The organism is Candidatus Omnitrophota bacterium (assembly GCA_040755155.1).
Lineage (GTDB): Bacteria > Hinthialibacterota > Hinthialibacteria > Hinthialibacterales > Hinthialibacteraceae > JBFMBP01.
Genome location: JBFMBP010000002.1, coordinates 47805 through 62280 on the forward strand (window position 1 = coordinate 47805; position 14476 = coordinate 62280).

The 14476-nt window shown below is 51.0% G+C and carries 9 protein-coding genes; 5 read left to right on the plus strand and 4 right to left on the minus strand.

Annotated elements, in window-relative coordinates; translation table 11 throughout:
• Positions 1–129: 129 nt before the first annotated feature.
• On the minus strand, positions 130–1515 hold the full coding sequence (locus tag AB1656_00340; GenBank protein ID MEW6233807.1) for a sugar transferase: 1386 nt from the start codon (positions 1513–1515) through the stop codon (positions 130–132).
• Positions 1516–1692: 177 nt separating this feature from the next.
• Positions 1693–1845, minus strand: a complete 153-nt coding sequence (locus AB1656_00345) for a hypothetical protein (GenBank protein ID MEW6233808.1) — start codon at positions 1843–1845, stop codon at positions 1693–1695.
• Between AB1656_00345 and AB1656_00350 the strand changes: the two genes are divergently transcribed.
• The 5 genes from AB1656_00350 (at position 1844) to AB1656_00370 (ending at position 10929) form a co-directional block, all read left to right on the plus strand.
• Positions 1844–4672: a YfhO family protein gene (locus AB1656_00350; protein MEW6233809.1), complete on the plus strand. Its 2829-nt coding sequence runs from the start codon at positions 1844–1846 to the stop codon at positions 4670–4672. The genes AB1656_00345 and AB1656_00350 overlap by 2 nt on opposite strands.
• 23 nt (positions 4673–4695) lie before the next feature.
• Positions 4696–5952, plus strand: coding sequence for a M20 family metallopeptidase (locus AB1656_00355; protein ID MEW6233810.1), 1257 nt, complete (start codon positions 4696–4698; stop codon positions 5950–5952).
• 450 nt (positions 5953–6402) lie between these two features.
• Positions 6403–7848, plus strand: coding sequence for a putative sulfate exporter family transporter (locus AB1656_00360; protein MEW6233811.1), 1446 nt, complete (start codon positions 6403–6405; stop codon positions 7846–7848).
• Positions 7849–7872: 24 nt separating this feature from the next.
• Entirely contained in the window at positions 7873–8034 is a 162-nt protein-coding gene (locus tag AB1656_00365; GenBank protein ID MEW6233812.1) for a hypothetical protein, read from the plus strand.
• Positions 8035–8757: 723 nt separating this feature from the next.
• Positions 8758–10929, plus strand: coding sequence for a cation:proton antiporter (locus AB1656_00370; GenBank protein ID MEW6233813.1), 2172 nt, complete (start codon positions 8758–8760; stop codon positions 10927–10929).
• A gap of 10 nt (positions 10930–10939) precedes the next feature.
• On the opposite strand, the gene AB1656_00375 is transcribed toward AB1656_00370, so the two are convergent.
• On the minus strand, positions 10940–12673 hold the full coding sequence (locus tag AB1656_00375) for a transposase (protein MEW6233814.1): 1734 nt from the start codon (positions 12671–12673) through the stop codon (positions 10940–10942).
• 334 nt (positions 12674–13007) lie between these two features.
• Entirely contained in the window at positions 13008–14264 is a 1257-nt protein-coding gene (locus AB1656_00380) for an exonuclease SbcCD subunit D (protein ID MEW6233815.1), read from the minus strand.
• Positions 14265–14476: the final 212 nt, after the last annotated feature.

Here is a 14476-nt window from a genome sequence, read left to right on the forward strand (position 1 = left end):
AGAAATCATGCGCATTATACCTATATTCATTCTATCGGCGCAGAGGATTTTGTCCAAAAGAAAAAGTGCAGACTAAGGTGCACCCCATACTGGCGGCGATCTTTCCGATTGGGGACGTCGGAAGGGAGGTTACGCCTCCTTACGATGTCCCGGCAGCGTCTCCCATAACGTAAGAAACAGAATTTTTAAATCGAGCAGAATAGACATGTTGTTGATATAGGCGAGATCGTACCGAAGCTTATGCTCGACGGGGGAATTGTAGAAGCCGTGAATTTGCGCCAATCCCGTCATGCCCGGCCGCACCGATTCCCGCAGACGGTAGGCGGGAATCTCTTCTTCGAAGCGCTGGGCGAAATGAGGACGTTCCGGCCGCGGTCCCACCAGGCTCATTTCACCGCGCAACACATTGATCAGCTGGGGCGTTTCGTCCAAATGCCAGCGCCGCAAAAAACGTCCCACAGGCGTGACGCGAGGGTCTTCCTCCCAGGATAAGACCGGTCCGGTTTCCGTTTCGGCGTCTATGTACATTGTGCGAAATTTGTAAAGAGTGAAGTATTTTCCATCTTTCCCGATCCGTTCCTGCCGATAAAAAAGAGGTCCCGGACTGCTGGTTTTGATGGCGATGGCGATGAAGGGAGACAAAATCGAGAGAAAAAGGAGCGTAATGGCGGATGCGGCGATGTCGATCGTCCGCTTGACGAAAACGCCCCAATCGCTCAACGATCCCGAATCCACGTTAATAAGCGGGATGCCCGCCACCTGTTCGATTTCCACCTGTCCGATGGTCACTTCGTACAGTTCGGGAAGCAGCCGCGTTTTACATCCCGTCGCCTGGCAGGCGGAGATGATGTCCAACAATTCCTGGCGGTTTGCTATCTGGCTGGTGACGATGATTTCGTCGATCCGATGCTGTTCCACAAGTTGGCGCAAGTCGCTCATTTTTCCCAGAGTGGGAGAACCGTTCGCCCGGCTTTCGATATCGTCGTCCACCAAACCCACGACTTCGTGACCTAATCTCGAATACTGTTGAATGTCGCGTTGCACGCTTTCGCCCAACGCTCCCGCTCCCACGATGAGAATCCGGGTGCGGTCGTAAGCCCAACGCCTGCGTCTTTCCAAATACAAGATGCGCCATAGAGCGACGCCCGCCCAACTGAATAAATAATTCAAGGCGACGATGGATTGAGATATTTCATAGGAAGGGAAGAGATATTTCCCCGAGTAGAGAATCGTCAGATACTCGATGGCGTGGGCTGAGAGCATCGATGCGCCTGTAATATAAAGAACATCGAAACTCGTGAGGCTGCGGCTGAAGTTGTATAATCGGAAAACCATCAGCGAACCGAGGCGGATGAGAAGGATCGGCAGGATTAATTTAAGATAAATCGCACTGTTTTCGGGACGAAATTCTTGAAACCGGACCAGAAACGATAAGGCGAGAGCGGAGGGTACGACGATCGCGTCTATTATCAAAAATTTCCACAATGGGCCTTTGGGGGCGCCTTTTTTCGGCATGGGCATCTATCCATCGATCGATCCTTCCATACGGAGGATCGAGATATTCAATATTTCTTATTAATTCATTAACGCGCAAAGGCCGTTTTCCGATAAATAGGCCATCTTACATTTCCTCTCCCAAAGGGGGAGAGAATGGAAATGCGAAACATGAGTTATTAAATCGATATATGGGAATTACTTTACCATCGTCTTGGCAATCCCCCAAGCCGCTGTCAGATTCAGGATGACAATCGCGACGAACCATGTTATAAGAGCCGTGGGAAAAGAGCAATCGGCGCCGCAAAGCGCCGTCATGACGATGGCGGAACGGCGTAATGAAACGATCATGATGAATCAAGATTCGCTTCCATCGGCGCCAGCCTTAACGAAAACGGATGGCTGGTTTATTTTGTTACTGGCTTTTTTGGCGGTAATGTTTCATTATCCGATCGTTTTTCAGGGACATCTTCCTCTGGATGAAGATTCGCTTCTTTTCTTTTATCCTCTTCGCTTATTGCACGCCGATCCCTTTGTTGGTTTATGGGACCCTTATTTATTCTGCGGTTATTCCCGCGACGACAATCCGCAATCCCAACTCTTATATTGGCCCAATTTCATCATGAAGATTTTTCCTTCGCCCTTTGGGTGCGGTTTATTGTTGATCGGCCATTTTATGCTGGGGGGCGGATTGATGCTCCTTTTGCTGAGAGGATTGGGATTACAGCCGCCAGCGGCGTTTTTCGGCGCATTGGCGTTTCTTCTGAGCGCGTTTTGGCGGTGCAAGATTGCGAATATGGGATTGCTCGAAGGCGTCAGTTGGCTTCCGGGATTGCTTTATTTCTATCTTTCCGCCCTGGAAAGGAGAAAGTGGGCGCCATGTTTGCCCGCGGCATTCTTTTTATCCATGACGATCCTGGCGGGCGTTCCCCACACGGCGGCTTATGCTTTTCTGTTTCTGGCGATTCTTTCGATTTTTTACGGCGGACGCCGATCGTCTTCTCTTTTTGCGGCCGGCGCGTTGATCCTCACGGCGGGAGCGTCCATTCTGCTGACAGTTGGGATGTGGCTGCCCGCGCTTCTCAACGTTGGCGAGACGCTGCGCGGACGATTGGATTACGCCGAGGCGATGGCGGGTTCACTGGATTGGCGCCAATTATGGAAATCGTTTTTCGGCGGCCTTTCGCAGCAGGAAATTTCCCGATGCGATCCTTGGGAAGGGACCTGTTATATCGGAATCACGGCTCTTTTCTTCATCCCGGCGGGATGGAAGCGCGTTTCTTCACCATTGCGTTATGGATTGGCTTCCGCCGCGGCGTTGGCGGTTCTCTTGACCTTGGGAGACGACGGTATTCTCTCCCGCTGGCTTTACGATTGGCTTCCCGGCTGGGATCGGTTCAACTTACCCAACCGTTCGCTGCTCATGGCGGCTATCGCGCTTCCTATCTTTTCCGCCTATGGCTTTCAGGCATGGACGGAAGATTCGGAGAAATCCCGCCGCGTCTATTATTTCTTATGGGCGGCAACGTTGATATGTTTATCCGTCTATCTTCTCGCGGCGGCATTCGATCCTTGGGTATGGCGGACGACGGTTCATTCCGCCATGACGAAAACCTTCATTCCCGACTCGCTCTCCGACGGACGATGGGCTTTTCTGATGTTTTGTTTCTGGGCGGCATTGACCGGCTTCGTTCTTCTCGCCCTATATGCCAAAAAAATCCGGCCGGGCTTGGCGAATTGTCTTTTATGTCTATTACTGATCGCCCAATCGATGCAATACGGCCAGCGTCTTTTTTTGCAAACCGCGGCGCCCGATTTCTTCGATCCCCCCGCGAGCGTACAAAACATTCAAAAGAAAACGACGCCGAAGGAGTTGCATCGCGTATGCGGCTTTGCTCCCTTCATCGATGTGGGAAGCGACGTGCGCGTGAAATGGATACGTCCCGCCCTCATGCACCGCCTTTCCGATGTTTACCGGCTTTATGACGTTCAAGGCTACGATCCCGCCGCTCCCCGACGTTACGCCGAACTCCTGCGCGCCTGGGGGGGGCAATCCCCCGCCTCGGATCCGAATCGTACGGTGCGGCTGAAGACGCTGCCCCCCGCTTTGCTGAATTTGTTGGGAGTGCGGTATGCGATCGGTTATCCCCACTACGAATCGCTTTATACGGGCCGTAGCGATCAGGCCGGTCCCTGCCATTTGGAAACCGCTCCCGCCGAACCTATCACGGCGGAGGCGATTCAATTCCGTTGGCTGATGGCGGGCGCTTTGGGCTTGGCTCAAGGCTCCGAAGCGGGCCGCGTCCGCATCCTGCGCGCCAGCCAGGCGGTGGAAACGTTTCCCATCCGCGTGGGCGTGGATATCGCCAATTATGTTTTGGAGAACGCCCGGCATCGCCCCGCCGGCGAATACCGCTGGTTTCCCATACCCAGCGAGCGGGGTTATACGCAGGTGCGGCAATATCTAGCCTATTATCCTTTCAGCGCCACACGGGAAGTCGATCGCGTCGCCGTGGAATTCGACGCTCCCGTCCGTTATTCTCTCTTTGAAATCGCTCTCATGACGGAAGATAAAAATGGACTTGTCCTTTCCCCCGAAAAGGGCGAGTTGCCAATCTATGAAAATCCATCCGCTTTTCCCGCTGTCTACTTGACCCGCAATCTTTTTTGGTATGAAAACGCGGATGAAATTATCGCCGGATCGAACCAGCGCCAGCCGGGAGAGGAAATCCCGGCGTTCTTGCATAAGGGCGATGAGATCGTCATGGAAAAGTCTCCCTTGCAAACGGAACAATCCGCCGAAAACGCCGTCGAATTCACCCGTCCAGATTCCGACCGTTTCTTTATTCATGTCAAGGCGAAATACGACGGCCTTCTGGTCGTTACGGAGAATTATTCGCCCTCTTGGCGGGCGAACGTCGACGGCAAGCCTTCTCCCATCGTCCGCGCCAATTACGCTTTCATGGCGTTGCCGGTAGCCAGCGGCGAGCATACGATTCAATTGATATACTCGCCTCGGCCCTATTACATCGGATGCGCCATCAGCGCGGCGGCGTTGACGGTTTTGCTTTTGTTGATGACTCTATCCGCACGGGATTGGTTAAAGCCCGCCTCGCATAGAACCTCATGGAGCGAGTTCAAAGAAATTTATGAAACTGCCCGGCATTCCGCCGATTGAATAGGCGGTTTTGGAGACAATCAATGATCGACGGCAAGATTCGGAAAAACATCCGGCAGTATCTGCAATCGCAACGGAAGGAAATGATCGAATGGACGCAGCGGTTGTGCGCTTTTGCGACGGAGAATCCTCCCGGCCGGGATTACGCGCCCTGCGTGGATTTTCTCGACGCCGAGGCGCGTTCGGCAGGATTGAAAACGAAAATAATAAGAGTCCCCTTGGCGATCCAAAAACAACTGGCGCCGCCGGAAACGTGGGATTATCCACGGCTTAATCTGATCGCCCGCTGGAACGTTCGCGCTTCCCAAACGCTGCACTTCAACGGCCATTACGACGTAGTGCCAGTCTCTAGCGATTGGAAGACCGATCCTTATGCGCCTGTAGTCAAAAGTAAAAAACTCTACGGACGGGGAACCAGCGATATGAAGGGATGCCTGGCCGCCATGATCTACGCCGTCAAGGCGTTGAGAACCTGTGGCTTGCAGCCCGCCTGGAACCTGGAACTTTCCTTCACTTGCGACGAGGAGATCGGCGGCGAATGCGGCGCGGGCTATATCGTGAAAAATAAAATCGTACGCCCCGACGCCGCCGTCGTCTGTGAGGGGGGATCGGAAGACCTCATCGCTTACGGCCATCGCGGCGTTTTTTGGGCGGATGCGACGGTTTTCGGAGTCTCGGGCCACGGCTCCACGCCCAGCAGCGGCGTCAACGCTTTCGAAAAGGGGATGCGATTGGCCGAGCGTTTCCGCGCCATGCACGAGAGAGTCTCCGACCGCCAATCGGCTTATGTCATGAGCAATCCGGAATACAAACATCCCAGCCTGACGATGGGCGGGCTCGCTGAAGGCGGCGCGAAAGTGAATACGATTCCCGACCGCTTCCACTTTACCATCGACCGCCGCCTGATTCCTGAAGAGAACATCGCTCAAGTCCAAAGCGAATTCGAAGCCGAGATACGAGAGATGAAAAAAGAAGACAAACGATTCAAAGCCAAACTGGAAACGATCGAAGGATTCAACGCCGGCATCACCAATCCCAACTCTTCGATATGCAAAATCGCTCAAGAAGCTGTCAGCGGCGTCCTTGGCCGGGAAGCGAAATTGCTTCTCTTCGGCGCTTTCACCGATTTGCACTTTTTCACCAACCAGGGCCGATGCCCGACCATAGGCTATGGCGTCAGCGGAAACGGCATTCATAGCAGCCGCGAATATCTCGATATCCCATCTCTGGTTGATACGGCCGCCGTCTACGCCGAAATCGCGCTGAGAATGCCGCGATAGCTGCCTCCATCCGATGGCTGCATCGAGATAGGAAGAAGTGAGATTGCCATTTTTTTAATTTTTGAGGAAACAGCGTCCGGATGGCCTTTGATTCTGAAAAATGAAGAGCTATCATAACCGAAAATCTTGTATTGTAAGCGTCGAAATTTTGTTGCAAACACAGAAGAGTATAGGAGATAATGTTCGATTTTTTATTGGATTGAATTCGCCTTTCCTTTAGGGAGTCTATGATTGGTTGAGCTCCGTGGAAATCGGCGTTCATTATGTTGCTATGGCCTGGAAGAAATCTTGACATAAGGAATTCGAGCATCAGAGAATCAGTAGAAAATCTAAAAACGGGGGATTTTTGATTTAAATTGGAAATACCGGTTGCAATTCACGCGGAACCATGATAAAGCGTAATAAAGATTGGTTTGATTTGTTATCCCAACTATTGGAGGTATCGCAAAAATGGAGGAGAATAAGTTAGGAATTAGCGAAGACTGGTTAGCGGTATGGATTGGATTATTTATCTTCCTTCTTTCCTTGGGAGTCTTTGCCGATGTCGATCTTCTGGGATGGGTTATTACAACTTCCATCTGGACCGATATCACAAAGGCTTTGAAACCCGTATCCGCCAACTATGCCTGGCTCGGAGCGATCCCATCCCTTATCGCCACTTATGTTTTCTTGGTGGCAGTATTATCCATAGGCGCAATAGCTTTAAAAGCTAAACTAAGCAAATTTATCTATGGCTTTACAGCTATATTTTTTATTAGTTATCTATGTTGGATCGTTGGCAGTTGGGCCTATATTGCAGTAACGACGTCCGCCGATATGCAGAAATTCGGCATTTCCTGGGCGTTGAAAATGACTTCCGAAGCCGGATTTATTGTGGCTCTTCTCATGGGATTAGTGGTAGGCAACTTTTTTCCGAGTTTCGCCGATTCCATCAAGGAAGCTGTAAAACCCGAACTATACATCAAAACGGCCATTGTTATTCTCGGCGGCTTCATCGGCATTACGGCGGTGGAAAAACTTGGATTAGCGACGGCTGTTATGTTCCGCGGGTTATGCGCGATCATTGAAGCTTATTTGATTTACTGGGCGGTGGTGTACTATGTTGCGCGCAAATACTTCAAATTCAGCCGGGAGTGGGCTGCTCCTTTGGCGTCGGGAATTTCCATCTGCGGAGTATCCGCGGCCATCGCCACCGGAAGCGCCATCCGCGCGCGCCCTGTGATTCCCATTATGGTTTCTTCGCTGGTTGTGATCTTTGCGGTTGTCGAGTTATTGTTCCTTCCCTTCGTGGCGCAGCATTTTCTTTACCAGGAGCCCATGGTGGCGGGAGCATGGATGGGTCTCGCCGTCAAAACCGATGGCGCCGCCGTGGCCAGCGGCGCTGTAACCGATGCTCTAATTAGGGCGCAGGCGCTTGCCGCCGATGGAATTAATTACCAAGAAGGTTGGATCATGGGCGCCGCTACGACGGTGAAAGTATTTATCGATATCTTCATCGGCATTTGGGCTTTCATCCTGGCTATTATTTGGTGCACCGTTATCGAAAGCAAGCCGGGGGAAAAAGTCAGAATCGGTGAAATCTGGCAGCGATTCCCCAAATTCGTCATAGGGTATGTCGTAACATTTTTAGTCATTCTTTTGATCGGAATGAATTTTCCCGATCTAACAAACAAAACCAAAGCGGCCATGGGCGAGAGCAATGTCTTGCGAGGGATTTTCTTTACCATGACCTTTTTTACGATCGGCGTTGTTTCTCATTTCAAAAAATTGTGGGAGGAGGGTATAGGAAAACTAGCCGCCGTTTATATTCTATGCCTTTTTGGCTTCATCATTTGGATCGGGCTGTTCATATCCTGGCTGTTCTTCCATGGAGTGAAACCCCCGGTGGTAGGATAACGAAATTAAAGGAGGCGTTCTTATATGTCAACAAAACCGAAACTTTCCGAAGAACTGAAAAAGATGGAATACGAACCGCTCCTGAGTATCGAAAAAAAACTCATTGGCTGGAGCATCGGACTCGGACTAGTTTTGCTCTTCTTGCTTTACTGGGTTAGTGTTATTTTTTTTCCGGGCGGCCATTAAATCCGATAATATTGATTATCCGATTAGAGCGGGGCATGATGCGCCCCGCTTTTTTATGGCCATATGCTTTGTAAATAATAACGAAACTAATGAGGCTCTTGCAAAAATGTTTAAATCCAATTTTCAATTCTCCCCCCAAGATTGGGGGGAGTTAGAGGGGGGTTGATTTGGTTAAGCTTAAAACAACCCCCTCCTAACCCAATGTCATTAAGTTAAGGCGTAAATTAACGCAATTCCATTCCCTCGCCCTCTGGGAGAGGGTTAGGGTGAGGGGAAGTTCAATCAATTCTTGCTAATATGCGTCCTTTTTTTGATAAAGAAAATTATATTAACCTTAACTTAATGGCATTGCCTCCTAACCTCCCCCAAACTTGGGGGAGGAATAAGGGAATTTTGCAAGAGGCTCTTGTATAATATGGTTCTTCACGGAATTGAGTGATTTGGTGCGACTCGCTATAGAATGTTTCCTTATTGAAAGCAGGACATCCACCTCGATATCTTCTGATAAAAGATTGATATATTCGGAGAAGTTGCGCTTCATAACCTGCTTAAAATGTATGTTTTAGTAATTCAGGGGATTTGCCCCATCGCTTGTTGAAACTTAGAGGCAGAGCAGGGCGGTAAAGGCAAGGCGTAGCCAGCCTTTGTACTTTATGCAAAATGATGACGTGAAGGAAACGGCTAATACCGTTTGCCATTTGATATAAGGTATAACCAACAACATTGAGGGGAGGACGAGGCTTCCCCAGCGGCGTTAGCGGAGACGACATCCATGGCAGCCGCGAACATCTCGACATCTCATCCCTTGCGGATACAGCCGCTGTTTACGCCAAAATCGCCAAGAAAATGCCTCGCTGGAGGCTTTTCTGGAATAATCGTCTAACTATGGAACTCCCTTTCCTCAAAGACCTTTTCGTCCTCTTCGGCTTATCGATGGCGGCATTGTATGGATGCAGCCTGATTCGCATTCCCAGTCTTGTCGGATTTCTTTTGACCGGCATGGCGGCGGGACCGTTTGGCATGAAATGGATCGAGCAGGTTCACGAAGTGGAAGCGCTGGCGGAATTCGGCGTTATTCTTCTCCTTTTCGCCATCGGCATAGAATTTTCCATTGAGCATATTGCGCGAATGAAGCGAACTGTTTTGTTGGGCGGTTCCATCCAAGTTTTACTTACGATTTTTTTGGCGTATCTGGCCGCCAGCCAATGGGGGTTGCCTTTCGGGCAAGCGATTTTTATCGGCTTTCTTCTATCGTTAAGTAGTACGGCCATCGTTTTGAAAATCTTCTTGGATAAAGCGGAAATCGCGTCCCCTCATAGCGGGGCGGCGCTCTCGATTCTTATTTTTCAAGATATTGTCATCGTGCCCATGATATTGGCTGTTCCACTTTTAGCGGGAGGAGAAGAACATTCCGCCCCCGCCATTGTTTGGACGATGCTGAAAGGTTTGTTCATAATCGCCGCCGTTTTCTTAAGCGCCCGCTATTGGATGCCCGCGTTATTGTTCCAGATCGCCAAAACGCGCATCAAAGAACTCTTTCTGCTGACCGTCATCACGTTTTGTTTGGGCGTCGCTTGGCTGACTTCCAGTTTGGGGCTCTCTCTTGGTTTGGGCGCATTCCTCGCCGGACTCATCATTTCCGAGTCGGAATACAGCCTTCACGCTCTGGGCGGGATATTGCCTTTTCGGGAACTTTTTCTCAGTTTCTTTTTTATCTCCGTAGGAATGCTGTTAAATCTCCATTATTTCTTTGCGAATCTTCTTTTCCTTGCGGCATTGACATTTCTCGTAATGGGAATTAAAAGCGTCATCGGCTTTTTCTCGATACTCTTGGCAGGATTGCCGCTGCGCGTATCCATCCTCGCGGGATTGGCTGTTTCTCAGATTGGAGAATTTTCATTTGTTCTTTCGCAGGCGGGGATGAACAGCCAAATAATAACGGAAACAAACTATCAAATATTTCTTGCCGTCGCTATTCTCTCCATGATGATGACGCCCTTCATGATGGAGAAATCTCCGAAATTAGCCCAATTCGCTTTAAGGCTCCCTCTTCCCGAAATAATCAAAAGCGGGCTTGGCCGACAAGATTGGGAAGCCGTTCAAGCTGAGAACCAAGAAAAGAAAGATCATTTGATTATTGTTGGTTTCGGCCTTATCGGCAAAAATTTGGCGCGGGCGGCGCGAATGGCGGATATCCCTTACGTCGTCGTTGAAATGAATCCCGAAACCGTTAAAAGAGAACGCGCAGGGGGCGAACCGATATTCTATGGCGATGCGGCGCAGACCGCCGTCCTCGAACATGCGGGAGTGAAGGCGGCGCGAATTCTCGCCATCGTCATCGCCGATCCCGCCGCCGCGCGACGCATAACGAGCCTTGCCCGAGAAAAAAATCCTTCTCTCTTTATTGTCGTTCGCACCCGGTTCTTGTCGGAAATGAAGCCGTTGATCGATCTCGGCGCCGATGAGGTTATTCCCGAAGAATACGAAACGTCGATCGAAATCTTCACTCGCGTGTTGACGAAATATCTTGTATCGAGAGACCGCATCGACCGCTTCGTCCACGAAATCCGCTCCGGCGGCTATGAAATGCTGCGGCAATTGCAACCCGTGAAAATATCGATGAGCGACGTCCATTTCCATCTCTCGGAAATGGAGATCGCCGTCATTAGACTCTCTCCCTCTTCTCCCTTGCTGGATCGAACTCTGGCGCAATCGGAAATTAGAAAGAAACACGGCGCAACACTTGTCGCTATTCGGCGAGGAGGGAAATTGTACGCCAATCCTTCGATCGATATGGTTTTTCAATTGGAAGACGAACTGATTCTCCTCGGCAAGCCGGAACAAATATCCGATTTTAACGCTTTGATTGAACACCGATTTCCACAGCGTTTTTAAGCGACAAGAGTTAGGGAGTCCAAACGATCCTTAGCGGCTTGTTATCGAGCCAGGGGACTGCGATGTCGGATTTCAGTTTTTCGATCCCCATCAGAATCGGAGTGGCGGCGTGTTTGCGAATTTTGACTATAAAAGATTTTCCATCGAAAACGACTTGCCCCGGCATATCGATAAAGTGGCGAAAGATCTTACGGGAGCGGCATTTGTCAAACCGCCGCAGCTCCTGCGCAAAGATATGATACAACGTATCGGCAATCATCGTCCATAAGACGTCGAAGTGAATCCGAATCAAAATGGGGGAAGAGAGCCGGTTCAAACTGAAAAAGTCGACCAATTCGGCGAGTTTGTTTTCGATATGCCACCGCTTGGCGTAGATCGTCAAAATGTCGACGAGTTTCATCTGGTCCCGATTGGTGAGAATAAACGTCGGTTCGCTGCGCCCATGATCCTTGACGATGATTTGCCGGAAGGGTTTTTCGCCGGGAAGGAGCGCGACTTGACTCTGATGCGCTTTCACATGCTTGTATTTCCGTTTGGGAATCGGCAGGTAGACCTTCTCCCACTCCGCTTCCGGAAGACGCAACGCCTCCTCGATCAGTTTTTGGCTGCGAATTCTCAAGGTAATGAACTTGATGTTGTCCTTGTCGAGTTCATGGAGAATCTCATACCGCGTTAATTTCGAGTCGAATACCAATGTCTCATCCACGATCCCTTTCACCTGAAGCCAGTAGTCCACAAACGATTTGATCTCTTCGCACGCCTCCCGGCGCTGGATATCGGCGCGCGTATACAACAAGGAATCGCTGATTCCATCCTGCGCGAAAAAGGTATGAGCGCCTTTCATCGCCTTGCCCCGGCTGCCACACCAGACCGGCTCCATTTCCGATTCCTCCCCGAAATGGGGAATGGAATGAAAATCCAGATTGATGGTTTGGCCGGGATACAGAGCGGGATAGCGGTCGCGAAAGCGGGCGATGATTTCCCGCTGAAACTGCAGGAGAGTCGCCGCGTCGGTGCGGCAGGAATAGGAACCCATATAGGCGGGCTTGGGCAGCGCGTTCAACCCGGCGAACACGCCGAATCCCCGATCCGCATCGTAGGGCTGGATATGGCTCAGCCGTTCGTTGCCGATGAGTTTGAGCAGAAGCATGGACAAGGCGGCTTGTTGGCTGCCAATGTCCGAGGAGTGGGGCAGCGAGCACTGCTTGACGATGTCGAGGATTCCCGATTCCAAAATATAGGGCAGAAAGAAAAACACCCCGGCCACCTGGCATTCGGCGTGAAAAGGTTGGAGCGTGGCAAAATCCAGAGGACCGGATCGGGGCGCGATCAGAACGCCCTTTTTGCTGATTCCTCGTTCGCGATCGGTGCGGCGGCGCAGTTTTGGAAATCCCGCTTCCGCCAGAATCCGCTCCACGGTGCGGGCGCTGATGGAGAAACCCGACCGGCCCAATTCTTCGGCGATTTCTTGGGAATTCCAGCGTTTTCGCCGCCGCAATCGAATCGCGAGGCCGGCGGCGTCCGGAGAGGTTTGCGGTTTTTGCGGCCCGCGCTTGACGTCGGGAAAGAGCGCCTGCTTTCCCGACGCGACGCGATGGACCAACACCCGCAGAGACGAAGGGGTGTAGCCGAAGCGAGCGGCGATCTCGGCCAACGTTCCTTCGCTAAAAGCGACGGCGCGAACCGCTTCGTACTGTTTTTGCCGAGGCGAAAGATTGCGGGTGAAAAGATCGGCTAAATTCATAAGATACTGTAGCGAAATTATGTCGTTTATAATACGAATATATTATAGGTAACATAATCTATATTCAAGGGAAGAAATCGAATTTTCGAGGATTTTTGAGGTAAATAGCGAGAGGATGGCCTTGGATGGGGGAAAAAGGAGAGAGATTATAACCGTAAAGTTCGCACTTTAAGCGTCAGAATTTTGCTACATGCGAAAGTAAATTCATGAGATAATCCCTTGATTTTTAGCGGATTAGAATCACTCTTCCTTAAGGCAGCCTATGACCGGATGAGCTCTGTGGAAATCGGTGTTGAATGATGCGGCATTAGACGCAATTGTTAATTCCTTGAGTTTACAAACCATCTTGCACAACGGCGGCGATGTCTTTAGCTTTTTCCAAAAGGGCTGGCCCTTCGTCTTTTAATTCTTCATGCTCTCGAATATACGCCGCCAGCGCGTCGGCCAGCGTCGCCTCGCGGGATAGGGTGGAGCTTCTTCGCTTCGAAACCGATTCGCGGGGGATGCGGAAGAATCCCGCTTTAAAATGCGCGGGACGCAGCGCCTCTTGGATGCGCTTCATATCCAGCGCCTGCGCTTCCGCGTCGTCGGCGACGTAGGACAGCCGCACCACGGCTCTGGATATCTCTTCGCGGGTGATAGCCGTTAAAATTTTTTCGGTGATATCTTCGCCAGGATCGCATTCGATGTGAATGGAGCAAAAAGGGCGAACGGAGACGGGAACGAATTCGTGTTCCGCTCCGCCGCGCTGGATGCGGGCGATGACGAAGCCTTTGTTCTCTTCCGCTTCTCCAAAATCGACGCGGTCGATGCTGCCAGGATATACTACGGGGACGTTGGGAATCGGAGATAGATTTTGATAACGGTGGATATGTCCCAGCGCGACGTAATCGTAACCTGCCGCCGCCAATTCCATTGGCGGCAATTGCACCTCTTCGCTCATTAACAGACTGCCCCGATAGCCGCCCAACAGCGCGCCATGCAAGCTTAAATGCGCCAGCAAGAGGCGCGGCGTCTCGCTGGGAATCCGTTCGGGCATCGCCGTAATGACGTCGTGATAATATTCCTGGCAGGCGTCGCTCAGTTCTTCGCTTTTCAGGTCTTTGTACGGCTCCAAGTTGCGCAGAAAGCTGGGACTGATGTAGGGAAGGCAACAGACGGCTATGGGGCCGTTCTTGGTATCAACAACGAAGGGAGGACTGTCGCCCACAGTCGGCTGGTTGACGCAGACGTAGAACATTCCCGGGCGCAGGCGGCGGAAGATGTCGATGGACGACGCCTTGCCGTGCATGACAGGGATGTCGTGATTGCCTGAAATCATCACCGTAGGGATGCCCGCATCGGCCAGGCGGCAGAAATGCTTCACCAGCTCGCGCTGCTCCGTGGGCGAGGGATTGTTGCGTTTATAGGCGTCGCCCGCGAAGAGAACTAAGTCCACTGGCTCCGATAACGCGCGGTCGACGGCTTGTTCCAGACTGGAGGAAAAATCCTCCAGCCGCGTATTCAAGCCGGTAGCAGGATTGGTATAGCCATAGGCTTCCACGCCGAAATGAATATCGGCGAGATGCAGGCATGTAATCGGACGATTCACGGCGCTATCCTTCTCTGAGTAAAAATATTTCTTAAAAGCATGAGGTTCTTGCATAAATGGTATAATTTTCTTTTCAATTCTCCCCCCAAGCTTGGGGGGAGTTAGAGGGGGGTTGATTTTGTTAGACTTATCTCAACCCCCTCCTAACCTCCCCCAAGCTTGGGGGAGGAATAATATAGTTTTGCAAGAGGCTCGCATTTTAAAAATTGATT

What these genes read in the sequence shown, in the direction of transcription:
- AB1656_00340 (MEW6233807.1), bottom strand. Translation starts at nt 1,515, where the DNA reads ATGCCGAAAAAAGGCGCCCCCAAAGGCCCATTGTGGAAATTTTTGATA.
- AB1656_00350 (MEW6233809.1), top strand. Translation starts at nt 1,844, where the DNA reads ATGATGAATCAAGATTCGCTTCCATCGGCGCCAGCCTTAACGAAAACG.
- AB1656_00345 (MEW6233808.1), bottom strand. Translation starts at nt 1,845, where the DNA reads ATGATCGTTTCATTACGCCGTTCCGCCATCGTCATGACGGCGCTTTGC.
- AB1656_00355 (MEW6233810.1), top strand. Translation starts at nt 4,696, where the DNA reads ATGATCGACGGCAAGATTCGGAAAAACATCCGGCAGTATCTGCAATCG.
- AB1656_00360 (MEW6233811.1), top strand. Translation starts at nt 6,403, where the DNA reads ATGGAGGAGAATAAGTTAGGAATTAGCGAAGACTGGTTAGCGGTATGG.
- AB1656_00365 (MEW6233812.1), top strand. Translation starts at nt 7,873, where the DNA reads ATGTCAACAAAACCGAAACTTTCCGAAGAACTGAAAAAGATGGAATAC.
- AB1656_00375 (MEW6233814.1), bottom strand. Translation starts at nt 12,673, where the DNA reads ATGAATTTAGCCGATCTTTTCACCCGCAATCTTTCGCCTCGGCAAAAA.